Source organism: Thalassotalea agarivorans, assembly GCF_030295955.1.
Classification (GTDB): domain Bacteria; phylum Pseudomonadota; class Gammaproteobacteria; order Enterobacterales; family Alteromonadaceae; genus Thalassotalea_D; species Thalassotalea_D agarivorans.
Genome location: NZ_AP027363.1, coordinates 1,424,488 through 1,450,308 on the forward strand (window position 1 = coordinate 1,424,488; position 25,821 = coordinate 1,450,308).

The 25,821-nt window shown below is 41.6% G+C and carries 20 protein-coding genes; 5 read left to right on the forward strand and 15 right to left on the reverse strand.

Features of this window, described 5'->3' with window-relative positions:
• The 8 genes from QUD85_RS06595 to QUD85_RS06630 all read right to left on the reverse strand — a co-directional run bounded on the left by QUD85_RS06595 (position 1) and on the right by QUD85_RS06630 (position 13,320).
• Positions 1-2,025 (reverse strand): tetratricopeptide repeat-containing sulfotransferase family protein, encoded by a 2,025-nt coding sequence (locus QUD85_RS06595; protein WP_093329066.1) that lies wholly within the window; start codon positions 2,023-2,025, stop codon positions 1-3.
• 2 nt (positions 2,026-2,027) lie between these two features.
• Positions 2,028-3,548 (reverse strand): GDSL-type esterase/lipase family protein, encoded by a 1,521-nt coding sequence (locus QUD85_RS06600; protein WP_093329065.1) that lies wholly within the window; start codon positions 3,546-3,548, stop codon positions 2,028-2,030.
• Between the two features lie 231 nt (positions 3,549-3,779).
• The gene (locus QUD85_RS06605) at positions 3,780-5,318 is read right to left on the reverse strand and encodes a BCCT family transporter (RefSeq protein WP_093329064.1); all 1,539 of its coding nucleotides are present in this window, start codon (positions 5,316-5,318) and stop codon (positions 3,780-3,782) included.
• Positions 5,319-5,345: 27 nt separating this feature from the next.
• Positions 5,346-6,902: a carboxylesterase/lipase family protein gene (locus QUD85_RS06610; RefSeq protein WP_093329062.1), complete on the reverse strand. Its 1,557-nt coding sequence runs from the start codon at positions 6,900-6,902 to the stop codon at positions 5,346-5,348.
• Between the two features lie 20 nt (positions 6,903-6,922).
• Positions 6,923-7,909: an NADPH:quinone reductase gene (locus QUD85_RS06615; protein ID WP_093329060.1), complete on the reverse strand. Its 987-nt coding sequence runs from the start codon at positions 7,907-7,909 to the stop codon at positions 6,923-6,925.
• A 23-nt stretch (positions 7,910-7,932) separates the two neighbouring features.
• Positions 7,933-8,730 carry an SDR family oxidoreductase gene (locus QUD85_RS06620; RefSeq protein WP_093329058.1) on the reverse strand — a complete coding sequence of 266 codons (798 nt, stop codon included), beginning with the start codon at positions 8,728-8,730 and terminating at the stop codon, positions 7,933-7,935.
• Positions 8,731-8,793: 63 nt separating this feature from the next.
• A complete protein-coding gene (locus QUD85_RS06625) occupies positions 8,794-11,196 on the reverse strand; it encodes a TonB-dependent receptor (protein WP_093329057.1) in 2,403 nt (800 codons plus the stop codon).
• A gap of 153 nt (positions 11,197-11,349) precedes the next feature.
• Positions 11,350-13,320, reverse strand: coding sequence for a tetratricopeptide repeat-containing sulfotransferase family protein (locus QUD85_RS06630; RefSeq protein ID WP_093329055.1), 1,971 nt, complete (start codon positions 13,318-13,320; stop codon positions 11,350-11,352).
• Positions 13,321-13,446: 126 nt separating this feature from the next.
• On the opposite strand from QUD85_RS06630, the gene gcvA reads away from it, so the two are divergent.
• The 3 genes from gcvA to QUD85_RS06645 all read left to right on the forward strand — a co-directional run bounded on the left by gcvA (position 13,447) and on the right by QUD85_RS06645 (position 15,825).
• A complete protein-coding gene (gene gcvA / locus QUD85_RS06635; protein ID WP_093329054.1) occupies positions 13,447-14,364 on the forward strand; it encodes a transcriptional regulator GcvA in 918 nt (305 codons plus the stop codon).
• A 93-nt stretch (positions 14,365-14,457) separates the two neighbouring features.
• The gene (locus QUD85_RS06640; protein ID WP_093329053.1) at positions 14,458-15,159 is read left to right on the forward strand and encodes a CoA transferase subunit A; all 702 of its coding nucleotides are present in this window, start codon (positions 14,458-14,460) and stop codon (positions 15,157-15,159) included.
• Between the two features lie 9 nt (positions 15,160-15,168).
• Positions 15,169-15,825, forward strand: a complete 657-nt coding sequence (locus QUD85_RS06645; RefSeq protein WP_093329051.1) for a 3-oxoacid CoA-transferase subunit B — start codon at positions 15,169-15,171, stop codon at positions 15,823-15,825.
• A gap of 885 nt (positions 15,826-16,710) precedes the next feature.
• Here the strand turns inward: QUD85_RS06645 and QUD85_RS06650 are convergent.
• From QUD85_RS06650 to QUD85_RS06660, 3 genes are all read right to left on the reverse strand, one after another.
• Complete coding sequence (locus tag QUD85_RS06650) at positions 16,711-17,832, reverse strand: DUF805 domain-containing protein (protein ID WP_143047943.1); 1,122 nt, start codon at positions 17,830-17,832, stop codon at positions 16,711-16,713.
• Between the two features lie 196 nt (positions 17,833-18,028).
• Positions 18,029-18,334, reverse strand: a complete 306-nt coding sequence (locus QUD85_RS06655) for a DUF3301 domain-containing protein (protein ID WP_093329047.1) — start codon at positions 18,332-18,334, stop codon at positions 18,029-18,031.
• Positions 18,335-18,336: 2 nt separating this feature from the next.
• Positions 18,337-19,368: a DUF3549 family protein gene (locus QUD85_RS06660; protein WP_093329045.1), complete on the reverse strand. Its 1,032-nt coding sequence runs from the start codon at positions 19,366-19,368 to the stop codon at positions 18,337-18,339.
• A 134-nt stretch (positions 19,369-19,502) separates the two neighbouring features.
• On the opposite strand from QUD85_RS06660, the gene QUD85_RS06665 reads away from it, so the two are divergent.
• Both QUD85_RS06665 and truC read left to right on the forward strand, forming a co-directional pair.
• Positions 19,503-19,835 (forward strand): YqcC family protein, encoded by a 333-nt coding sequence (locus tag QUD85_RS06665; protein WP_093329043.1) that lies wholly within the window; start codon positions 19,503-19,505, stop codon positions 19,833-19,835.
• Positions 19,836-19,839: 4 nt separating this feature from the next.
• Positions 19,840-20,583, forward strand: a complete 744-nt coding sequence (gene truC, locus QUD85_RS06670; RefSeq protein WP_407705094.1) for a tRNA pseudouridine(65) synthase TruC — start codon at positions 19,840-19,842, stop codon at positions 20,581-20,583.
• A 48-nt stretch (positions 20,584-20,631) separates the two neighbouring features.
• On the opposite strand, the gene dapD is transcribed toward truC, so the two are convergent.
• From dapD to QUD85_RS06690, 4 genes are read right to left on the reverse strand one after another with little or no spacing between them, the layout of a single operon-like run.
• Positions 20,632-21,456, reverse strand: coding sequence for a 2,3,4,5-tetrahydropyridine-2,6-dicarboxylate N-succinyltransferase (dapD, locus tag QUD85_RS06675; RefSeq protein WP_093329039.1), 825 nt, complete (start codon positions 21,454-21,456; stop codon positions 20,632-20,634).
• A gap of 12 nt (positions 21,457-21,468) precedes the next feature.
• Positions 21,469-24,099 (reverse strand): [protein-PII] uridylyltransferase, encoded by a 2,631-nt coding sequence (gene glnD / locus QUD85_RS06680; RefSeq protein WP_245732101.1) that lies wholly within the window; start codon positions 24,097-24,099, stop codon positions 21,469-21,471.
• A 48-nt stretch (positions 24,100-24,147) separates the two neighbouring features.
• The gene (gene map / locus QUD85_RS06685) at positions 24,148-24,939 is read right to left on the reverse strand and encodes a type I methionyl aminopeptidase (RefSeq protein ID WP_093329035.1); all 792 of its coding nucleotides are present in this window, start codon (positions 24,937-24,939) and stop codon (positions 24,148-24,150) included.
• Positions 24,940-24,957: 18 nt separating this feature from the next.
• Positions 24,958-25,563, reverse strand: coding sequence for a hypothetical protein (locus tag QUD85_RS06690; protein WP_093329033.1), 606 nt, complete (start codon positions 25,561-25,563; stop codon positions 24,958-24,960).
• Positions 25,564-25,821 lie beyond the last annotated feature (258 nt).

Genomic DNA, 25,821 nt, shown 5'->3' on the forward strand with positions numbered 1-25,821 from the left:
TTAACTGTTTATAATTTTTATGACTTCAGGAGGTAATTTATCAATTACAGGAGCAAGTTCTTGGTGCCAAAGTGAGAGTGCGTCGCCATACTGCTGAGACAAATTGAGCGCGCTTTTGTAGATAGGCTTTCTCACTTGTTCTGAGCTGGCTGTTTTTACTTGACGTTTGTTCTTATAAAATTCTACGCAGCCTTGTTCAAATTCAAGGCCGCAAAACTCCAATATACGTGAGACTTGACTTGGTAAGTCGTCGACTGTTTGTTCGTAATGTACGTCCAATATTTCACCGGGAAAGAGTGCATGCCAATGATCCATAATATCGACATAGTTTTTATAGTATTCAGCTAGCTCCAACATGTCATAGGAGAAATTCTGACCTTGTGCAAAGAGCTGTTTATACACGCCCAAACAGCTATCGATAGGGTAGCGCCTAGTATTGATAATTTTGGCATTGGGCAGAATCATTTTGATCCAACCTATGTGCATAAAATTGTTAGGCATTTTGTCGATGAAATACCGCTTGTTTAACACACGATGATGTTTTGTTTGCGAAATGTATTCGCGGCCATACGCGCCCCAATCGCGTTTGTTCGCGTCCAGTAATGCTTCTGGATAACCTTTTTGGTCACGGCGATATTTTCCCGTACTGGCCGCTATTGCGCCAATATTTGGCAACTCTGCGGTGCCTTCTACTTGGCTGTGGCTTGCGATAATTTGCTCTACAAGGGTGGAACCTGTTCTCGGCAACCCTAAAACAAAAATAGGAGCGGGATCGTCATGGCCATGGCCACCATGCTGTGCGACGAACTGCTCATTGAATACAGATTTAATCGCATCTAAATTGAGTTCAAATTCTACTGGATCATAATCCAGCAATTGACGTTGTTGTTGGTTACCCTGGTGGTAGTGATGCCAGGCCTTTTCGTATTGTTTTTTGTCCTCAAAAGCCTTTCCTAAGGAAAAATTAAAGTGAACGCGTGCTTGCGCCGATAAATCATCTGACGCTAGTTGATTTTCCATATGCGCCACTTCATCAGGCTCAAATGAAAACATTTTTAAGTTCGCCATACTCCAAAAGGCTTCGCCTAAATCAGGTTTTTGTGCGATCGATAGCCTGTATTCTTCTAGGGCTTGTGCCTGTTCGCCAACTGTTTTTAACATATGTGCATAAGCCATATGAACACCGGGAGCATTATGTCTTAGTTTAAGTGCTTTTTGGTACGCTTCTATAGAAGCTTCAGTATCACCCTCATGAGCTTTGGCGTTAGCATAACCAAGCCACGCTTGGTGATCATCTGTAGAAATATCTAACAGCTTTTTATAAGTGTTTGCAGCCTCTTGCCATTTACTTTGTTCATGCAAAATAGACCCTAGTGTATGTAGCCCTTGCTTGAAGTCTGGCGCTATTTGGAGCGCTCTTCTTAGTAACGCTTCAGCATCAGACATATTGGTGCCTTTATCAAAGTGGCAAAGCGCCATAAAACGCATCGCATCGACATTGTCTGGAAATTCAGCTAACACCTCGCGGAGGATTACCATGGCTTCGTCAAGTTGACCTTTTTTCCAAAGCTCTGCACCTTTAGCTACTTTGCCTATTGTGTCATCTCTATCTGTTAATTCACTAAAATGTTTACTCGCTTCCTCAACCTTACCCAAGGCTGTTAACGCTTGTGCCAGTTTTTGCCGGCACAGCTTTAAGTTAGGTTGGAGTTGCAACGCTTTTTCGAACATGGTGACAGCTGGCGCAAACTGTCCTTGCATCGCCAATAAACTGCCCATATCTTCGTAGGCAGGCGCATAATCTGGAGCTAAGCCAATGAGCAACTCTACTTGTTTTTGCGCTTCGCTGTAGCGCTTTTGCCTAGATAGCGCGTGTCCCAATACTTGTAACAATGGCAAACTAGACGGGGTCGATAGAAGTTGCAGACTAGCAATTTTTTCAGCGCGCGCAGGATCGCCATTTTTCATCGCTTGTATAGCTTGTTGCATGGCGTGTTGTTCAGCGGAATTACTTTCGATGTTCATATTTATTTTTCTTCTTTTTGGCTAACGCGGACATTATCAAAATCCACTATACCGCGAGTGGTGCGTAAACCGAAATAGGATTTCCAGCTGCCTGCCGGAATCAAGAATGTATGTTTAACGGTTTGCCATTCTTTAGTGGGTTGCACGGGTAAAGTCGCTATGTTTTTGCGTTGATAAAGTGCTTGAGCTTCAGCGTCAGCAAATAATTCAGCTTCTGATCCAGGCGCTGCTGCTCTAACATCGACAATGACTTCAACCAGCGTATCTTTAGTTAATTTACCGCGCTTAAAATCGCCAGTGGCATCCGTTCCTTGATGGACTTCCTGTTTTTCGCTCAATTGGATATAGTATTCGCCGTGAGGGGCGGTGCCATCTTTGATACGTTTGACGCCATCGTCGGCATAACGCCAACCAAAAGCATTGAAATTGCCAGGCGCTTTAGATTCAAAACTGCCGTTAGCAACGTCTCCATTCTCGCCAAAACCGTTAAACACGTCCGCGTCTGCAATGATAGGTAAGTCGTTAAATAGCTTAGAAATATGTTGTGCGATTAGTCGGGCTTGACCGCCATGTTCTACCATCGAACCGTGCCACTGTTCCCATATCCAAGGGTAATGTAATGCTGATACTCTATCGTCACCCAACGATTGCACAAAAGACTTAGTATAATTAGCGGGCTCGTTGTCGTTCCAACCGTATGCGTTGTACAAAACAATATAAGGCTTTGAACCGTATCTAGTGCGCAATTTGGCAACAACATCGCCAAACCGTTCTTCCATTGCCGCTTGCAACGACGCACCACTTTTACCAATTTTATATATATCGTTAGCACCGGAATTAACCACAATAACATCTGGCTGAACAACATCCTGATATCGCTCATCGTTAGTAGACTTGTCAGCTTTATCGATAAAATTAAGTACGTTATTAAAACCATTTTCGTCTAATGTTGCGCCGCCAAGTGCTTGCACTTGTACATTGGCATTCAACATTCGACCAACCATGTGCGGGTAAGCGTAATAGGCACCAGATTCACCTGAGTCTTTCTCGCTGTACAGTGACGTACCGTCCATGTTGGAATCACCGAAGTAAAAAATTGTTTTCGATTTAGGTTGCGGAGCAGGGTGAATATCGCCACCTTCAATAAAGAAGCCGTAAATGGTTGATAGGTCGCCGTAAAAAGTTTCTTTGACAAGTGTGACTTGGTGAATACGATTTCTGGGTAAATTTTCAACCAATAAAATGCGTTGCTTGCCTGGGTTTACTTTGAATGGTTCACCCACGTACTGTTGATTGAGTACAAGCCTAAAGTATTCATAATGATCGCCAGTATCTATTTCCAAAAATAGCTTTGAGCCAGTAAATTTTATATCTAGGGTACTACCAGCCCAACCAATTTGCTTTGCCGTTTTGCCCGAATCTAACCAACGTCCTTGCTCGGCTATTAACTCATGTTGAGCGGGAATATATATGCTGTTTTGTTCGTCTACTTGGGCCCCTTTGACGGTTGTTTGGCATGACATCTGCGAGAAACTGAATATGAGAACTAGTACTGGAAAAAATAAAAAACGCACGAATACGGCACCATTATTATTAGTATTTTATACGTTATAAAAGTAGGTGGTTTTAACCGACAAAACAAATCATATATTTTTAAGTATCGTTTAGTTTTTTTTAACAGAACAAGTTGTCTAGGTGAATTTTCATCAGGCCATAGCTAGGTTAGCTATGGCCTGGTAGATAGATTGTTGGTTCTACCGTTTTATTTTTGGGTTGTCCTGTTGAATCATTTTCAAGAGGGAATAACTCATTAAAGCGCCTACAATAAGCAGCGGTAAGGACACTACTATCGTCGTTGATAAAATTACTTTTATACCGCCATCTACTGACATGAGTGCGATTGGTACCACACCCAATGCACATGCCCAAAATAGCCTGTTCCAGCGCTGCGGGTTTTCGCCTTCTCGCAATGACTTTGTGGTTACGGAAGCCAATGTGTAGGAAGCAGAATCATATGTTGTCACCAAGAAAACAATCGATACGACAGCAAACAAAAACACGGCAAATTTACCAAAAGGTAACGCTAGCAATATTTGCGTAATGGCTGTAGCTTCGCCGGCTTGCGCAATAATTGTATTGATATCGAGCATCCCTGAAAGTTGCAGATTAAGCGCATAGTTGCCGAAAACAACGAAAAACAACCATGCACCTAAGCTGCCAAAACAAAGCATACCCAATATCAGTTGTTTTATTGTACGCCCTCTCGATATGCGAGTAACAAACAAACCAACAAACGGTCCATAGGCAACCCACCACGCCCAATAAAATACGGTCCAATTTTCGACAAAACTCCCTTTGTCTATGGGATCAGTCCAAAAACTCATGGCAAAAAAGTTTTGCACCATGATGCCAATACTATTGGTGCCAGTTTTTAAGATGAATAATGTAGGGCCGACGGCTAACACGAAAAAGAGTAGGGCAAACGTAATAATAAGATTGAATTCCGACAAACTTTTGAAGCCTCTATCTAGACCCAAGTAGGCACTAGTACCAAAAATGGCAACACAGAGTAATACAACGCTAATCTCTAGAATTATATCGTGATGAACACCAAGTAATTCAGCTATGTTCGCTGCTATCATGGGCGTAGACAAGCCAAGTGACGTACCGGCACCGCCAATCAGACTGAGCATATATAAGAAATCGATAATACGGCCTTTAGTGCCACCTGCTTGCTTGGCTTGTTGTTCTGTATAGAAATAACCACAGCTTGTGCTTAGACGTAAAAAAGGAACTTGGCGTTTGTAAAAGGGATAAGCGATAGCTATTGCTGGTAAACAATAGATTGCCCAAGCACTCACACCCCAGTGAAATAGCGGGTAGGTCGCTGCCCATTCTTTTGCTTTTGCAGATTCTGGATCCAAACCCATAGGTGGTGTTTTTAAATAATAAGACCATTCGATAACTGCCCAATATAGAAGGCCTGCACCAACCCCAGCGCAAAATATCATGGTGATCCATGTCAATGTACTGTAATCGGGAGTATCAGTGTCTTTGCTACTCAGTTTAATTGCGCCATATCGACTAAATGCCAGCCACAGTAAAAAGCCTAGGGCAAGCACAGCATACCATTGATAAAGCCAGCCAAATTTATTGGTTAAGCTATTGAATAAATTGGTAATAACCGGGCCTGCGGTTTCTCTAAAGATAAAAATAGGTAAGGTCACGAGTAGGATAACTCCTATCGTGGTTAAAAACATAGGACGGTCTAATTGAGAGAGATTTTTTATCATTATTATAATCCGATACTGCTGGTGTTTTTAGTTGAGATAAATGGGTTCTAATTGCTGACACAAGTTGCTGTCAGCATAGCCTGATAGTACAGATTTTTCATCAAATACGAACATGCTTGGCTGTTCAAATGTGTATGGCAACCAATCGCTCATTAATGGCATTGACTGAGGAGATCCTGTCTTTGCAAACGTAACCCACGCCTTCATCATGATATCCGTAAGAGTAGTATCTGCTTTGTTTGTTGGCAGCCAACTATCGTGGCTATCAAAAACATAGGGGATTTCAGCACCGTGATAAGCTTTAATCGCTTCGCCACCTTCGCGCACGCGATCAAATCGATACAACCAGGCTTTACCACCTTGCTGATTAACTGCGTTTGCCAAGATAGCGCTAGAGCATGCCATGTATTGAAAGTTATCAAACCAATCCAAAGCTAAACGCTTATCTTTAATCTTATTAAATTTTTCTAGTATCAGTGCTTGTGCTGTTTTACTGGATATTTTACTGTCGAACACAGGTGCTGTATCACCTGCTTCTTGATACATTAGAAATTCATTTAAGTTTGTCCCAATCAGAAGTGACTGAGAAGATTGATTAGCAAACTGCTTTTGCGGTGTATCGACAAATAACTCGTTATCGACGATCGCTCGGTAGTCATAATCTGGTGCGATCTGCTTCATTGCCTGCCAAACTGTTTCTGCAGGAACCGTTCTTAAATGCTCTATACTTGGGCTACTTAGTTGTTTAGAAAGTTTGTTACCCACGCTTTGTGCTTCACGTAAATCACTGTTCGCTAGTAATTGAAAAGCACCACTTTGGCTTATTGCTTTGTTGAATAGTTGGTTAGCTGAAGGTATTGCCATCAGATAACCTATGTTTGCAGCGCCTGCACTTTCTCCAAATAGGGTGATATTGTTGGCGTCGCCACCAAAAGCTGAAATGTTTTGTTTTATCCAATGCAGCGCTGCAATTTGATCATGCAAGGCAAAATTTGCTTTGCCATCAGACTGATTAAACTGCGAATGGGCGAGGAAACCAAATACGCCTAACCTGTAGGCAACACTAATTACGATGACATTCCCTTTTTCCGCAAGATTGTGCCCTAGGTAATTAGGTTCATAAGACCAACCAGCCTTGTTGCTACCACCGTGTATCCATACCATAACAGGTAGAGGCGAAAGGTTTGTATTAAGGGGCTTCCAAATATTTAAATACAAACAGTCTTCGCTCACGTTAGGCATCGACATAACCAGATCATTTTTACCAAAACGACTAGCAACATCCTTGTACCAATCAATATTGTAATCGTCTTGATAACATGCGCTTTTAAAGGTATCTGCTAACGTTACCTTAGGGTACTGAGAAATGGGTTGTGGCTTTTTCCAACGCAAAGGGCCAACAGGAGGCTTTGCATAAGCAATACCTTTGAAACTGATTACATTGGTATTTTGATTACTTACTTTGCCTTCATATAGGGTGTGAGCGGTGGCAACTTGTGTTTGATTTTTTTGAAGCGATTCTTGTGGAAAAACTATAGCACTAAAACATAAACCGGAAATGAGGAAAAAAGTTTTAAGTGCCATAGTTATATTACCTTTATGGATTAGTCGATGTTAACGACAACGCAGCCACCAAAACCACCGGCTTCGATTAGCTCATGTGATTTAACAATATCGTCTAAGCTCACTTCGTGAGCGATACGATGACTAAATTCATCGTTGGTCAATACTGCGTCTATATCGGCTATTGCGTCTTGTTTCGCTGATTCTGGCATTGCATACACAATCACTAAACGCAATGTTAAATCCATAAACATCATATGCTTAAATGGTAGTTGCGGTTCAGGTACTACAACAGAAGAGTAGGTCGCAATAACGCCACCAACGCGAATACAGTTGAGTACTTCTGGCAAGTTTTGACCAAATTCAACTTCAACTACGCGATCGATTTTATCACCGCCATTTGCTGTAACTACGTCAGCCGACCAGTTTTCTGAACGGTGGTTAACAACGTGGTCTGCACCTAAAGAAAGGCATAATTCTTTGTCAGCGTCGTTACTTGCTGTAGCGATAACAGTCGCTCCAGCGCGTTTTGCCCATTGAATAGCGTAGTATCCAACGCGGCCTGCACCGCCGGTAACGAGTATTGTTTGACCTTTAACATCACCATCAGCAAATACACATCGGTGTGCTGTCATTACAGGAATGCCCAATACTGCGCCTACAGCAAAAGACGCTTGCTCTGGAAGTTTTGGTGCTCTGCTAGCATCAATAGCAACATACTGCGCCGCCGTGCCTAAGCGACGGCCAAATTGGGCCTGATAAAGCCAGACGCGTTCGCCGATTCGGCCAGTATCAACGCCTTCACCGACCGCTTCAATGATACCAGCGCCATCGCTATGTGGGATCACCAATCCACCGTCTAAAAGGTTAGGGAAAGCACCATCGCGCTTTTTAGTATCTGATGGGTTTACACCTGACGTGTGCATGCGCACTAGAACTTCACCAGGGCCGGCTGTTGGCGTGTCTATTTCGCCAATGATTAGTGAATCAGCTGGTTTGCCAAAGGATTCGAACCAAGCAGCTTTCATTTTTATCTCCTACTGTGTGGTCATTAAATATTGTTAGATAAACTTTCAGTATGACCGTCAAGCCCAATCGCTTGACCTGAAATACATGCCCCTAAAGGTGATGCTAAAAATGCAATCATGTTTGCTACATCTTCAGGGCCTACAAACAATCGCATCGAGCTTTGCAATTGATAAATGTGTCTTACTTCTTCCGCCGTAGCGCCGCGCTCTTTAGCATCGCGCTCAATAACGCCATCAATTCTTGGGCCTTTTACGCTACCTGGACATACAGCATTGACTCTGATGTTGTCAGGACCAAGTTCCATCGCCCATGTTTTCGTTAGGCCAATAAGTGCCCATTTGGACGCTGTGTATGGCGAGCGCAATGGAAAACCAAAGAAGGCTGCATTAGACGAAACGTTGATAATGCTGCCACTGCCGTTTTGTTTTAACATCGGCACAGCCAGCTTAGTGAAATAAAATTGCGCATTCAAATCAACATCAATCGTTTGTTGCCAATTATCAACGTCGATATCTTCCACTTTCGCGGTAGGGCCTGCGATACCAGCATTGTTTACAAGTAAATCTAGCTTGCCATATTTGTCGTTTAAATCTCTATATACAGCTTCTACCTGTTTAAAATCAGCAACATCGCATAATGTTGCTGATGCATCAGGGTTTTTAGCTAAGAACGATTCAATAGCTTCTGCGCTTATATCGCATATATGGACGCGAGCACCCATAGATAACAAGGTTTCTGCAACAACTTTGCCAATTCCACTAGCACCAGCAGAAATTAATGCAACAAAATCTTGTTCAAATTTAATCGATGTTTCTAACATAGATTATCCTTAGAAAACTGCCACAGCGAGGGGGAGACCTCGCCGCAGCGACTACTTAACAGCTTATTCAAATAAATAACTAAACGTAACGCCAATGGTACGCGGTCGATTGACAGTAATTGTCGAATCCCAGCTCGCACCACCTTTGGTTAGTTCAGCTCGTTCATCTGTTAGGTTGTTTACATAAAGAGACGCCTTCCATGCATCTTTTTCAAAGCCCACACTTAGGTTAACTAAGTTGTATGCAGCTAACGTATCTCGGACATCGGTACTTGTGTCGCCGCCGGTATACTTAAAGATGTCATCTTGTCGTTCACCAATATGAGCAACAACAAATTGCGCATGTCCTAAATAGCTTGCTAGTTCAAAATTGTAACGACCAGTTACGTTAGCTTTAAACTCAGGCACATTAGGTAATGCGGTTCCTTTTGGTGATATATTGCTTCCTACTACAAGATCTTCTGTCAGTTCTGCTTGGTTGTAATTAGCCGCAAAACTCAACTGGAAGTCATCAGTTAATAGGTAGGTTATATCTGTTTCTATACCAAGTATGTTCGCATTTGATACATTTATTGTTAGTCCTACAGGTGAACCAAATGACGAATCAAACTTAGTTAATTGCATATCAGTCCAGTCCATTGAATAGACTGCACCGTTAAATTTCAGACGTTGATCATCGGTCATGGCTTTCCAACCAAATTCGATATTTTCAACAAAATCAGAATTGTAAACACGAGGCACGACGTTAGTTTCGTCTCGGTTCAGTCCGCCCGGGCGATAGCCCTCTGAATAAGTGAGATAAATTAATTTTCTATCGTCTAACTGATAGCTTGCATTTGCTTTTAATGTGCTGCCGCTATCATCAACGCTGCTGTCGACGGAAATGATAGGGAATCCAGGGGCAATAGCGCCATAACCGGAGACACCTGCAAGTGAACTATCATTTTTGAAGTAACGGCCACCCAAGGTGATAGATAATGCGTCTGTGACGTCATAACTTAGCTCACCAAAAATCGCGACTTGATTGTCTTCACGAACTTGATCGGTAAGATACCAAAGATCTGGCACGCCAAATTGTTCAAAGTCTGGCCCTTTTGCCATGCCTTCCATCACCCATTCTTGGCGATAGGTGTGGCTTGAATCTTCAGAGTAAAGACCAACAATGTACTGTAATGCACCTTCATAGGTGCTTTGAATACGAAGCTCATGAGTATTTCGCTTGTATTTATTATCGTCGTTGTAGGCAATCATCATATTGGTACAATCTTGCGTCGCTGTACCGTAATATTCACAGCCGTAGTATTGAATCCAGCTTGTTGAGTAGTAATCTGAGTAGTCAGAATAGTCGCTGTAGTACTCTACGTCTCGGTCCATAAATGAACCGGCATAAATTACCTCGGCACTGCCTAAATCACCAGTTACGTTGATTGACGTCTGTAAAAACTCATCTTTCATGCTATCGGGATTGAAGCGCTGTACTTCTAAATCGCCAATTTCTCCGTTAGGGTTTTCTGGATCGTGAAACCAAACACCACTTGTCTCTTGGTTTTGATAGATCGCGCCTAGGATAACTTCCCAATCGTCGGTTAGCTGTGTTTTAAACGCAGCGCGACCACCTAGATTATCCAAATCATTAAAGTCTTCTTCTACCAAAGCATCATTGGTATTTGTTGCTAGTTCAAAATTTCCGCCATTTACAAACAAACCGGACGTATGCGTGCCAGGCACGTTGTCAATAAAACCACCTTCGTGTTTGTTCCAAGCGACTAGTCTTAGTGCGGAATCTTCACCCAAAGGCAGGTTAACAAAACCCTCTACTGTGTGACTTATTTCGCCATTTGAGGTTGAACCAACATCGAGATTTGCGCCACCTTCGAAATCGTCCGCGGTTGGCTTGTTTGTAATGATACGCAATGTACCTGACTGAGAACTAGCACCAAATAGGGTACTTTGCGGGCCAGCAAGTGCTTCGACACGTTCAATGTCATAGACATGCAAATCTAGATTACGTCCAATTGCTGTAACGGGTTGCTCATCAAGATATATGGCAACACTCGGTTGCGACCCCGATGCATTGCCATCGCCACCATCAGATGCTCCGCGCATATATACTTGCGCTAAACCCGGACCTCCACTGCTATAAGATAAACTTGGTAGCATGGTTGCATAGTCTTCAAAACTTTGAATACCTAATTGTTCAAGTTGTGTCGAAGACAACGCTTGAACGCTTGTTGGTACACTTTGAATACTCTCTGAACGCTTGCGAGAGGTTACTTCGATTACTTCAATACCGTTGGTATCTTCATTCTGTACTTCTGTTTCCTGTGCAAACGAATTGGACACGGGCGCAAAAGCCATACCACCGACTAACAACGTTGAAATGGCTTTGTTGTTAAAGGATGACTTTATCGCCTGTGACAAACGGCTTTTTTCAAGCCTTTGTGCTTTGTTAAGATTGCTTTGCATGTAGCTAGCTCCCCGCGATTATTATTTTTTTTGTTGTAATATGTGCTCAGTTATTGTTTTTGTTTAAGCACAACGGTGTTTTACCGACTATAGAGACTAGCAAGATGTCGCTACTAAACAATTTCTGATTTTGCGGTGTGCGTTTAGTTTTTTTTAAGGCGATTGAATATCAATAATCTCTGACAAGAAAGGTTTGAATGGTAGCCAGGCATTCAGCCCTTTAGTATTAATAGGTTGGCGAACCTGCTCTGAACTAGCAGTGGCGACAGCACGTTTGTTTTTATGAAAATCTAAACACTGTTGTTCAAACGGCAAACCAATAAACTTGAGTATTTCTTTGATGCTTTGTTCGGTATTTTCTACAACATTTTCATATTGCACTGTTAAGACGTCTTGAGGGTATTTTTCCTGCCAAAATGCCATTAACTCCAGATAATCTTGATAATATTTCTTAAGGTCAGAAAGATCATTTGTATAAGCTTGCCCTGTTGCAAACAACTGTTTGAAGCAGCTAAAACAGGTAGCCGTTGGATCTCGCCTTGCATCAATGATTTTTGCGTTGGGCAAAATCGTTTTTATCAGACCGATGTGAAGAAAATTATTGGGCATTTTGTCAATAAAAAATGGTGCATTATTGCGATGTGGCAACGTACCATCTAAGTATGTGCTTCCTAATTCAGCTAATGCTTGCAAGGACAATGTGCCAAGGGCAGTAGGGTACATATCTTGGTCATGTTTCTTCACTCTATTACCGAGTTGGCGAGCAATAGCCATGATATCGGGCAACTCTTTAGTTCCATCTACAAGGGAATGGGAAGAGATTACTTGTTCTAACAAGGTCGACCCGGAACGAGGTAAACCAACTATAAATATTGGCGTTACCTGATTTTCTTGTTGGCTTTGCTTAGCAAAATCAGAGAAAAAAGTTTTGTTACGAGAAACCAACGATGTCGTTTGATTGGCATTATAAGGTTCAGTTTTGCGCTTGAGTGCATTGCCTTGTTGATAGTGGTAAAAAGCATCATCAATAGCTTTCTTGTTTTCCAACGCTTTACCCAAAGAAAAATGAATATGTGCTTTATCGTCTATTTGCTCGGCGTTAAGGCGCCTTAAACAGTCTTTCATTTGCGCTATTTCTTGCTCGTCAAAAACGTAAGTCTTTAAATTAGCTAGACTCCAATACGGCTCCCCATAAAGTGGATTAAGTGCAATTGCCTTTTGATATGCGGCAATGGCTTTTTCTTGATTGCCTAGGGTTTTTTCTGCGTGCCCACTGGAGCTCCATAGAGCGGGATTGCTTGGTTGCTTTTGCAATATTTCATCATATAGCTGAGCTGCTTCCCTGTAGTCGCCTAATTTGATCAATACTGCGGCTTTAACTGTCATCACAGGTAAATGATTTGGCTGATGCTTTTCGAGAATAGCTATTTGTTTGAGCGCTAGTGCACTTTTTTCACGTTTATTAAGCGTATGTGCATAGTTTAGCCTTGCTAAGTGATAGCTCGGCGCTATGGTCAAGGCGCGCTCAAGCAAGGTTTGCGCTTCACCTAATATGCCTAAGTTAATGGCTATTTCTGCTAACAAGCGTATTGCACTCACATCTTTGGGGTGTTTAACTAAATATTCCCTGACTAAACGCTCCGATTTGGCTAATTCGTTGTCAAAAAAAGCGGCTAAACTCTGTTTGAGAAGAGGGTGAGATGCGCTATGAAGTAAATAATTTTTATACGCATTGTCTGCTTTTTCATGAGCATTAGTGTGTTGTAGTGCCTTGCTAAGTTCCAACCATAATGTAGGGTGCTGTGGTGCATATTTTAAAGCTGACTGAGCGATACGTGCTGCGCTTTCATAGGCTTGATGCCTCGCATCAATTTGAATTAACAAAATGTACGCGGCAATAAAAGAGGGTTGAGTTTTTATAATCGATGCCAACGCTTTGGCAGCACTTTGGCTATCACCTTGTTTATCAAGGCAAATTGCTAAAAGCATTGTTGCGTCGATGTTACTTTTATCGTGAGTTAGCACCTCCTTTGCCTGCTCTATAGCCTCTTTATAACGCTTTTCCATAGCAAATGATTGTGCGCGTTTAAGGAGAGTATTGAGTTGGTTTGAAGATGTATTCATAGCGACTAGGCAAGATTTTTATTGTTATGATTTCTTCATATTGTCATTAGATTTTTGTTTTGACAATTCAAAATTTCACCATTACATTGAGATTTACTCAACAGTTAGGGGATTTAAAATAACAATATGCGTAAGATCCCACCTTTAAACGCACTCAAATATTTTGAAGCAACAGCAAGAAATGGCTCGTTTCACGGCGCTGCAGAGGAACTCTGTGTATCAGTGTCGGCAATTAGCCACCAGATAAAACAGCTTGAGTCATATATGAACGTTGAACTCTTTCATCGTCATGCTAGGACGATAGAGCTAACGGAAACGTCAAAGAAGTACTATCCCATTATTCGAGATGCGCTTGATAGAATTTCTGATGGCACATTGGCTATTCTTAAGCCTCAAGATTCTAACAATATTACTGTTCAACTTTACTCAACAATTGCCATTCGTTGGCTGATTCCTCGTCTGCCAGATTTTCAGCAAAAACACCCTGAAATTAACGTACGCTTGCACACTTCACATGAGGATGTGGATTTTATGCATAGCGACGTGGATGCGTGTATTAAGATAGGCGGTAACACATTACCAGAACTTGACTATTGTTATTTATTTACTAGTGAATTGTTCCCTGTTTGTAGTCCAAGGTTACTTGAAGAAAAGCCAGAACTTAAACAGGTAGAAGAACTTAAAAATGAGACTATATTGCAAGTCTATCCTTCTAAACACGATTGGCCCATATGGCTTGAAAATGCGGGGATAGAAGGCATAGACCCAGATTCAGGTTTACAGTTTGACAGCTATGATCACGCGTTAACAACGGCATTGCAAGGTATGGGGGTCTCAATGGGAATGCAGCCTTATATCGCTAATGAAATAGCTTCTGGCATGTTGGTTGAGTTGTACCCCGAGCTTAGAACAATGCACACGTCTGCATGGTATTTCGTTTGTCGCAAAGAAAAATCACATTTAAAGAAAATTAAAGTGTTTCAACAATGGCTGATTGAACAAGTCACCAATGACCCTCAGTTATCGCCGCTGCGCAACCCCTAATTGAGATTTTCTTAACAATACCTCCAAAATAATCAATTGAAGCCCCCTAGGTTAATCGCAATACTGAGTCGCGAATTACTAGGGGAGGGCGATATGTCCGGTTTCAATAAAGTAGTAAAAAACTACCAAGATGCACTATCTGGGCTAGAAGACGGTATGACTATTGTCGCTGGTGGCTTCGGCTTATGTGGCATTCCAGAAAATCTCATTAAAGAAGTTAAACGCAAAGGTACTTCTGGGCTTACTGTTGTGTCTAATAATTGCGGTACACAGGAATATGGCCTGGGTATTTTGTTGCAACAAAAACAAATAAAGAAAATGGTTGCTTCATACGTTGGGGAAAACGCAGAGTTTGAACGACAAATGATGAGCGGAGAATTAGACGTAGAGTTAACACCACAAGGAACGCTGGCTGAAAAAATGCGTGCTGGTGGCGCAGGTATCCCGGCGTTTTATACGGCAACAGGGTACGGAACGCTTGTAGCGGAAGGAAAAGAAACAAAAGTTTTTAACGGCAAACACTACGTGTTGGAAGAGAGTATCGTGGGAGATTTTGCTTTAGTAAAAGCATGGAAGGCCGATACCAACGGTAACTTGGTGTTTCGTAAAACGGCAAGAAATTTTAATCCGTTGGCGGCAATGGCTGGAAAGGTTACGGTGGTAGAGGTAGAAGAAATCGTTCCTGTTGGCAGCTTAGATCCTGATGAAATACATACCCCGGGTATTTATGTTAATCGATTAATTAAAGGCTCTTTTGAAAAAGTGATTGAGCAAAGAACAATTCGCGAAGCGTAGGAGTAATAAATGGCTTTAACAAGAGAGCAAATGGCGCAACGTGTTGCACAAGAAATTGAAGATGGCTACTACGTAAATCTGGGGATAGGCATACCAACTTTAGTTGCAAATTTTGTTCCCGAAGGTATGGAAGTTATGCTTCAGTCAGAAAATGGTTTACTCGGTATGGGGCAGTTTCCGTTGGATGAGGAAGTAGATGCTGATTTAATCAATGCAGGTAAACAGACCGTTACCATGGTTTCTGGTGCAGCCTTGTTTGACTCTGCAGAGTCATTTGCAATGATTCGTGGTGGTCACGTAGATTTAACGGTGCTTGGCGCTTTTGAAGTTGATGTTGAGGGCAATATTGCTTCCTACATGATACCGGGCAAGTTAATAAAGGGTATGGGTGGTGCTATGGACTTAGTTGCAGGAGCAGATAATATTATTGTGACCATGACACATGCATCAAAACATGGCGAATCTAAGCTATTGTCCTCTTGCTCTTTGCCGCTAACTGGTAAAGGGTGCATTAGTAAAGTTTTAACAGACCTAGCTTACCTGGAAATTAAAGGAGGCAAGTTTCATCTGTTAGAACGAGCGCCAGGCGTCTCTGTATCGGAAATTGAGGCTTTGACCGCAGGGGAGCTTATAGTACCTGAGTTCGTTCCTGAAATGCGACTATAGAAAAGGGGAAGTTCCCCTTTTTTAACTTCTACACTTGTAACGTTGCTTATGTGGTACTGAATAATCTTCATAGCTCATGGCACAATGACTAAAAAACCAATTCCCTCCTTTTAAAACATTGCTAATTTCTTAGAACAATAACCCCAATTTAAATGCGTTGCCTAATTCAACACTACAGCTGCTGTGTTGTGGAAATCGGCTCATTTCCCCTAATCGACAATAACTGATAGTTTGTAACAAAACTGTAAACAAGGTTTGTTAAAGTTAGCGTTAACGCAAAATTGTTGAATATTTCATCGGCTTTAAATATCGCTGGGTTACAAAAAAGAAAGGTGTTTGTGAGACATGTCTTACACGGGTGTAAGAAATAACGTTTATTTACCGTAGTCTGAAAATATGAAAAACCTTCTTTTCTATTGATTTTAAAGGGGTTCAGCTTATTTTCAGGTTTGTAAGGCTTATAAAGTTGAGAATTTTTTTGAAAACATATCTTAGCAAAATCGAGTAAACACGTAATATAACAACTGTCAGGAAGACATTGCTCAGGATGAGTTGGCACAACGGAATACGCCAAGGAGGCTATTGGAATAGCAGGTGACAAGAATGTCGCGTATATGGATAGGTTTAGGGATCAAACTGTTAAGGATTCATCGTAGGATACGTAGCTAAAGGATTACTAGGAAACCAAGGTTGGTGATAGAAGGATCAAGGAATCGTTTAAGGGATTACCAAGGACGTCGCTACGGATTGCGCGGGAATCAATATAATTGCCGGATGCAAATATAATTTAAGCTAGTTATAAAATGCGACCTTCGGGTCGCGTTTTTTTTACCTAAAAAAGGCGCTTTTAAAGCGCCTTTTTGTTTATCTAAGTCTTTAGGGAAGCTAGTACTCAATGAAGTTGTTATAACTTGGGTTTTTACCAAGCGCTTTTTGACTACCTTTAAGTGAGAACTTGTAACCACACAATTCGAAACGCCCTCTAAATGCCAAGCTTTGTAATATTGGCTGTGTATCAATAGGTGAGAAGACTGCGTAGTAATTGATGCCATTCTCAACGCTTACGGTTAATGGACGATACTTCTCTTTGTTTTGGAAGTTGAGCTCTGTACATTCCTCATCACCCAAACCAGTTGCTAGCGTCCAATACTCGGCGTTGCTTGCTGTTTCACCTTGCCAATGGAATATCAAACCTTGATGCTCAGAAAAATACAGTGTGTAGTCGTCTGGCATCGCCAATGGGTTGTCTCTGATCATGGCGACTTGCGTTACAACTTGTTCAACATTGCTTTCATTGTTTTCTGTTGGTGTTGCATCACCCGATACGGCGGCAGCGATAGACGTAATAATAACACCGGCAACAATCAACCCGGCAACAACAATAATCGTAAAGGCTGCATTCTTGTTACCCAGTAATTTTGTTCTGACCAATTCGCCAAAATCTGGATTAGTGGTGGCTTGCTGACTTTCTTTGCTTTGCAAATAAGCGTCGGCTTGTGAGAGTCTGTTTTCAAAAGAGGTCTCTAACAACGTAGTGTCATTTGATTGCGTCGCTAAACTTGGTTCAACGCGACTGGCATGTCGTTTACTTTGCTTGGCTTGATGATCAAAGGCAGACATATCTACAGGGCCGTTGTAACCTTGCACGTAATGACGATTACGTTTGCTAGGGTAGGTTAATAACACGCTAGAGAGCACAATAGGGAAGAACAACAACCAATACACGCTATGATGTTCTGCAAAAGCAATAATAACCCCAGCGACAAAAAACGATACAGTAGGGGCAAAGATCCACTTTTGATTGAGCTCTGCATCATTTAAACGGCGTTTTGTAGAACACGCCAACGGAACAAGTGCGAACAAGAGTATCCAAATAGGAATAAGAGTACTGTTAGGAAATAGTGCGGTTAATACTATAAAACCAACGTAGACACAGCTACTGATGGTAAAAAATCGACTTCTGTTATCGAAACCTTTAATACAGAACAATGAAAGTAAGGGGTTCACATTTCCTCCAAAATACTACAACGTTTACCGAACTTTGTGTTTTTACACATCCTGATATGCGCTTATTCTTCGCGGTAAATTCAGGTGAAGAGGCCACAGATTACCGAATAATTTGTGGCTTGTCAGTGGCAAATTTAGATTTTGTGCCAATCTATGTTGAATAATATGTGTCTAGCGTTTAAAGCAATGAATGAAATTAATGAATTTTATATGCAGGCAATTGAAAATCTTTCAATTTTTGCCCTTTTAAAATCATGGTACCTGTAAAGCTAGATTCGCCATCACCACTCATCTCAACGTCAAAAATACTACGCCAATAGAGGCCATCTTGCTTAGTAAAGGTTAAACGACTTTTTCTTCTGGCAATGGAAATAAACTGCAGCTTATTCATTTGACAGTATCGAATGCCATGTTTACGGCCTGCTTCAGCGACTTGGCGCATGTAGATAAAGTACCAACAAACAATGAATATAAATAACAACAAATAGACATTTGATAGCATAACTACGTTCCTTGATTAAACAGCTGACCAATGGCTTTGCTTAGCTCTTGAGAGCGGTTTTCACTGCGCATGCAAGAAAATACATGTGCGCGAGTTGCTGGAATGGCGACTAAATCTTTATAAATTGCTGGAAAGAGATCAGCTGCTTTGCCTAGCAACACATGTTGGAAAAGCTTGGCAATTTTCTCACCAGAATCAAGCGACAACCACAAGCGGCTAGATAGCGTAATAATGATTTCTTCGTTTAGGCTAGGTAAATTCAGCAGATTATCTACAAGTGATGTCACATGCATATGTGTTGCACTTGCCGACAGCGCTCTTAACAAATGAATCGCTTTCTCTTGTTCCTCGGTTAAATCGCATTGCTCAATTTGTAATGCAATCGCTTGAATAAGCGTTAACGGCAATGTTTGGTTTTCCATTGCACTACATAGCGGATAGAGCACTTGTTTGGGCAAATGTGGTAACGATACTTCAAGCGTCGAGGCAAGGTTCTCATCGTCAATACGCGCGACATAATCGGCAATGCCTTGAACACCTATGTTGTGCCAATTTGGCCAGTCTTTATTCTGTAAATACTCTTGGCAGTGCTCAAAATAGACGGACGCATTCTTCTTCAAGGCGATAGAAATTAGGCTATTTAACGACGCAAGTTTGTATTGCGCTGGCGTAAAGTGGTATGGATTAGCATTCAACAATTCTTGTTGGTGCTCTGTAGGATCTTTAGTTAAATCACTACCCAGCGCTTCAAGTATGATGGCTAAAAAGTGGTTGCGAGACGCTTGTACCAGCAAACTACGCTCATCTAAAGGAAGCTTTACGAACCAAATGTAAAGCTGCACAGATTGCTTTTGCCAAAACGCGATGGCTAAATGAGCATGTCCTTGCATGGGATATGGGTAGGGCACTTGATTGTGCTCTAACTTTTCAAATTGCTCTTTTGTTATTTTATTAATATTGCGGCCGATATCGTACACGCGGTATTGGCAGTTTGATAATTGCAAAAGCTCTGTGATTGTTTCTATGGAGTTCATGACTATGCGCAGCGCACTTAAAATTTTGCAGAGTATATCATGAAGCGTCGCAAATTAAGCTACAAATACTGTGTAAACTACGAGATAATATTAATGCGACAACTCAAACGTACAGGGCAACACAAACGCTCGCTATGCAGACTTTACACCAACAGCTTTTAACTGACTTAGCACGGCTTGAAACAACGCTAAAACAGGCCGACTTGTGGGCAGATATAGCGCCGACGCCGCAGCAACTTGCAAGCCAACAACCCTTTTGCATCGACACCATGACATTGCAGCAATGGCTGCAGTTTGTGTTTATCGAAAAATTGACTGTTTTGGCGCTTAACGAGCAACCTTTACCAATGAATATTGCGGTATCGCCCATTGCCGAACAAGTTTTCAAAGATCACAAAGCAGGTGCAAAACTAGTGGCTGATATTACCGCCATTGATAGCTTGTTATCGGGGCAAGCGCATGACTGATGTGATCACAGAAAAGCCCGATATCTCCATTCTCTATCAAGATGAACATATTGTGGCGGTAAATAAACCGTCAGGTATCTTTGTTCATCGCAGCTTTTTAGATAAAGCAGAATGCTTTTTTATGGTTCAGCTGGTGCGAGATTTAATCGGACAATATGTTTATCCTGTGCATCGTTTAGATAGAGCTACATCTGGCATCCTGGTGTTCGCTTTATCGCCTGAGGTAGCCAGGGATTTGAACGAACAATTTACTGATAGACGGATAAAAAAGCATTACATTGCTATGGTAAGAGGTCACCTGTTAGGCGAGGACATTGTTGATTACGCATTAAAAGAAAAGCTCGATAAAATTGGTGACAAATATGTCAGCGAAGATAAAGCGCCCCAAGAAGCGCAAACGGAATATAAAAACTTGGCAACAGCGGTTATTGATAAACCACTAGGCAAATACCAAACGGTGCGCTATAGCCTTATGGCAATGTATCCTAAAACAGGCCGTCGACATCAAATAAGACGACATTTAGCGCATTTAAGATATCCGATTATTGGCGATGTAAATTATGGCGACAACAAACACAACCCGTTTTTCGCGCAGCAGTTTGGTTTTAGACGATTAATGCTACATGCATTATCGTTGTCGTTTGTTCATCCTGTAGCGCAGCGAGAGATATCTATAACAGCGCCGCTTGACCAACAGTGGCTTGATGTTATGCGCCAATTAGATTGGCCTCAATCACTGATTGAGTAAGAAAAAAAGCGCCGTAGGGGCGCTTTTTTGTATAACAGTAAACTGAACTTATTCTACTGAACGAAGTAGTTCGTTAATACCTGTTTTTGCTAATGTTTTAGCATCTACTTTTTTAACGATAATGGCAGCGTACAAGCTATATGTACCACATTTTGAAGGAATATTGCCCGGTACAACAACTGAACCAGCTGGCACGCGGCCATAGTGAACTTCACCGGTTTCACGATCAAAAATCTTTGTGCTTTGACCAATGTAAACACCCATCGAAATAACACTGCCTTCTTCAACAACAACGCCTTCTACGATTTCAGAACGAGCACCGATAAAACAGTTGTCTTCAATGATTGTTGGGCCAGCTTGAAGTGGCTCTAAAACACCACCAATTCCAACACCACCAGATAAATGGACATTTTTACCTATCTGAGCACATGAGCCAACAGTTGCCCACGTATCTACCATAGTGCCTTCATCAACGTAAGCACCTATGTTGACGTAACTTGGCATAACAACCACATTATTACCTACAAAGCTGCCGGTGCGAACTGTCGCAGGCGGCACGATGCGAGCGCCATCTTTTTCAAAGTCTGCTTGGCTGTAGTTGCTGTATTTTAGTGGCACTTTGTCAAAATACTTACTTTCAGCACCTTCAACCACTTCGTTGTCCCAAATACGAAATGACAATAGTACGGCTTTTTTCAACCACTGGTGCACAACCCAGTCACCGTCGATTTTTTCTGCAACACGTGCGCTACCGTTATTGAGCATGTCTAATGCGTCTAAAATCGCTTGCTTCACGTCAGGGCTTACCGACGACGGGGTAATTGACATACGTTGTTCAAACGCATCTTCAATAATGTTTTGTAGAGATGACATATTCTTTCCTATTTATGCGTGTATCACGTCATTTGATAATAATTCGGTTAATTCTTGTTTTTCGTGCTCAGAAAGCGGCTGGTTTTGGGCATTCGATATCATAAACATATCTTCTGCTTTTTCACCAAACGTTGTTATTTTCGCGCTGTGAATGTGAATATTACAGCGTTGGAACACACTCGCAAATCCGGCCAATAAGCCTGGGTGATCAAGCGCGACAATTTCTAACATCGTTTGGCTCGCTTCAGGCTTATCAATAAAGGTGGTGCGGGTTTTTACATTGAATGGCTTCAAATGCTTTGGCATAGCACTGCTGCGCTGCGATACAGCTTTGTCACGACTCAAACATTCTGTCAACGCGTTGGCGATTTCTAACGCTCGATAGTTGTCATCAATCGGCTTATTACGCTGATCGAGGATAACAAATGTGTTGACGGTGAACCCGGTTTTACTAGTAATGATTTTAGCGTCATGAATGGATAGCCTTTTACTACCCAAGGTCATCACGGTATTTGCAAAGATGTTTTCTTTTTCTTTGGTAAAAACAAACACCTCTGTGCCACCTCGATAGGGTTTAGGGCTGATAAGCACTAAAGGTTTTGATCTATCGTGGTTTAAAATATGGCGCGTATGCCACGCAATTTGCTCTGGCGAGTAGCGTAGAAAATAGTCTTCTTTAAACTCTTGCCACAGCAGCTCGACAGCATCACTATCGACCTTGAAATCCACCAATAATGTTTGAGCTTGTTCTTTGTTTTCATTTATTTTTTCGCTCAAATCAACCGGTTTTTCTAGGCCACGTCTAAAGGCCTGCTTGGTTGAGTAGTATAGTTCTTCAAGTAAATTCGCTTTCCAGCTATTCCAAAGGCTTTCATTGGTTGCGCGCATATCCGCAACAGTTAAGCAATACAATAGGTCGAGACGTTGTTCATCACTTACAATGTCTGCAAACTCTTTTATCACTTGTTCATCAGATATATCGCGGCGCTGCGCGGTAATTGACATCGTTAGATGTTGTTCAACTAACCAAGCTATCATGCGCGTGTCGTGATCATTTAATTTGTGACGTTTACCAAAACTTAGCGCATCTTGCGCACCTAAAATGGCATGATCGCCGCCACGACCTTTAGCTATATCATGGAAAACGCCCGCTAAATACAACACTTCTGGCTTACGCATGCGTTGCACGATTTTACTACACAGCGGAAACTCGTCATTGTGCTCAGTCTGACTAAAGCGATAGAGATTTTTGATCAACCGATAACTATGTTCATCAACAGAGTAGGCATGGAATAAGTCAAATTGCATTTGACCAACAATACTGCGCCACTCTGGTAAATACGCGCCTAAAATACTGTGGCGATGCATAAGATTGAACGCAAGGCCTAAACCTCGCGGGTGTCTAAACAACTCAATAAATATGCGTCGGCATTCAGCGTAGTCTTGTAATCCGGATACAAGACGCCTTCTTGCATTTCGCATTAAACGTAACGTTTCTGAATGCAGGCCAGTAATGTTTTCGTGTTGCGCGATTATCAAAAACATTTCCATGATTTTAACTGAGCGCATGAAAACGCGTTCGTTGGTGGCTTTAATTAGCCCATCTACAACGATGAAATCGCGATTTATGGTGTCAACTTCAAGCTTGTCACCTTGCTTAAGAATGTCGTATTCAAAATGTTGAAGTAGCATTTTGTTTAGTTCAGCGATACGACCTATAATTCTAAAAAAGCGCTTCATCATACGCTCAACAGCCGCCTTTCCTTCATCACCAAAACCGAGCAATTTAGCTACGTCTGATTGGTAATCAAACAATAGGCGGTTTTCACTGCGATTAGCGGTTAAATGCAAGGCAAAGCGCATACGCCATAAATAATCTTGGCATTCTAAAAGCTCAAAATATTCGTTGCGCGTTAAATAGTTGTGCTGAACCAGCTCTTCCAATGAATCTGCAACAAAATGGCGTTTTGCCACCCAGCCAATGGTTTGAATGTCACGAAGGCCGCCTGGGTTTGCTTTCAGGTTCGGTTCTAGCGTGTATGCCGCGCCATGATATTGCGAATGTCTTTTTTGTTGTTCGTCTCTTTTAGCAATGAAAAACTTTTTAGATGTCCAAAATACATCTTCTTGCAAAAGGGGGAATAGTTGATCGGCTAGCGTGGTATTACCGCAAATCAAACGGCTTTCCATTAGGTTGGTTGCTACCGTTACATCATTTACTGCTTGCTTTAAACATTCTTTAATGCTGCGCACGCTTTGACCTACATCGAGCCTTACATCCCAAAGTTGGGTGATAAACATCGATATTTTTTCTTCAAGCGCTTTGTCGATTTTATTCTGGGTAAGGATAAGTAAATCAACATCAGAGTAGGGGTGAAGTTCACCTCTACCGTATCCACCTACGGCGATTAGACTAATTTGATCTTCGTCGAGCTGATGTTGACACCAAAGTTTGGAGAGCAATTGGTCGACATAATAGGCGCGAGCGCTTACCAGCTCAGTGATGTCATATTCACTAAAGGCGTCTTTTAGCCATTGTTTAAATTGCTCGGAAAGTGCGACGATTTCAGCACTTGTTAAAGGGTCTTGAGTCAACCCAAATGGCTCTAACAAATGCTGTGGAATATAACTTGCTGCGTTCACGTCTATTAGCTTTATTTTAAAAGGAACAAGATTATGCAGTAAAACTGATTAGTTATGCAATATCCTTGGTAGTGTTTCTTCAGAACGTAACGTTAGGATCTCACATCCAGTTTTTGTTACTACGATGGTGTGTTCCCACTGAGCTGAATTTTTACCATCAACTGTAGTCACAGTCCAACCATCTGCTTTATCTAAAATAGTACCAGCTCGGCCCAGATTTATCATAGGTTCGATGGTAAAACACATACCTTCTTGCATCTTGGTTTTGTCATTGTTCTTGTAATGAACAATTTGTGGCTCTTCGTGGAATACCGCACCAATGCCATGACCACAATATTCTTTCACGATAGAGTAGCGGCCAGATTTCTTGATAAATTTTTGAATGGTAGTACCAATTTCACCAAAGGTTGCGCCTGGCTTAACCTTCTTTAGTGCAAGGTAAAGTGCTTCTTGTGTTAAACGTACTAAACGTTTGTTCTCAGGGGTTACATCTCCTAACAAAAACATTTTACTGGTATCGCCATGGTAACCATCTTTGATAACTGTAACGTCGATATTCAAGATATCGCCGTCTTTTAACGGCGTATCGTCAGGAATACCATGACACACAACCTCGTTAACGGAAGTACAAACAGATTTAGGAAAACCGTGATAATTAAGTGGTGCTGAAATCGCCAACTGCACTTCTTCAGTGTACTTGGCGCAAATGTCATTCAATTCCCCGGTGGTAACACCGACTTTGACATGCTCGCCTATCATTTCAAGTACTTCGGCAGCGAGGCGTCCGGCGACGCGCATTTTTTCAATTTCTTCAGCTGTTTTGATTGTAATGTCAGACATGTTTTCCTCAAACAATCCTTACTCTTTAATTTCTAACTTCACGGCATCTACTATGGCCGATGGTTGTTTCAAATACAGGTTATGATTTAACAAGATTAAATTGTCATTTACTGCAAGCATTAACGCAGGGATTGCGTTAGTGCCAATAATCTCTCTAAATTCATCGATATCAAACAACACGCTTTCTGCGTCTTTTGACAACTTATCAAACGCTAACGCTTTCTTCGGTGGCGACAATTTTAGCTGCTCGCAAATAGCCATCACATCGTCTGCACTAGTTAGCGGATTACCTTGTTCAAAGTGCGCTTTTTGCAGGGCATTTAGCAATGCTAAGGCGTGCTGTGGTTGTTTGTTACTTGCCCACGCCATAAGGTTTGCTATCAGTGTTGAATCTCTATACTCAGACAAACTTTCTTTGTATTGCGCTGTAAACGTGAGATCACTATCTTTTTCAACGTTGTCAATTTGCTGGGTTGTCATCATGTCCTCACCATCGAAATGGGCGTCATGAAGCAAATAGAGCGGCATTTTTGGAAATGCGGCATGTACCTGATTGACCAGTGCTGTAGAGACATAGCTCCACGGACAGTGACTGTCGTATATAAAAAATAATGATGTTTGCATTTAGCGTTTTAACCAATTGAACTTGGCGCTAATTTTAACGTAACTTCTATGCAATAGCGATAACAAAAACTTATTCAAAAGAATAATCGCTTATAAGCCGAACTTTTGTACAATTTTTGAGTCATAATGGTTATTAAAGTGTAATAAAGTTTGACTTGCTTCTCTTATCTTTGTAAAACGTAGCAAGCAATATTCTGTATACCATATTGAGGAGTACAAAAAACGACCAGTTTGATGTGCCGCAGAGGTACAAAAAAA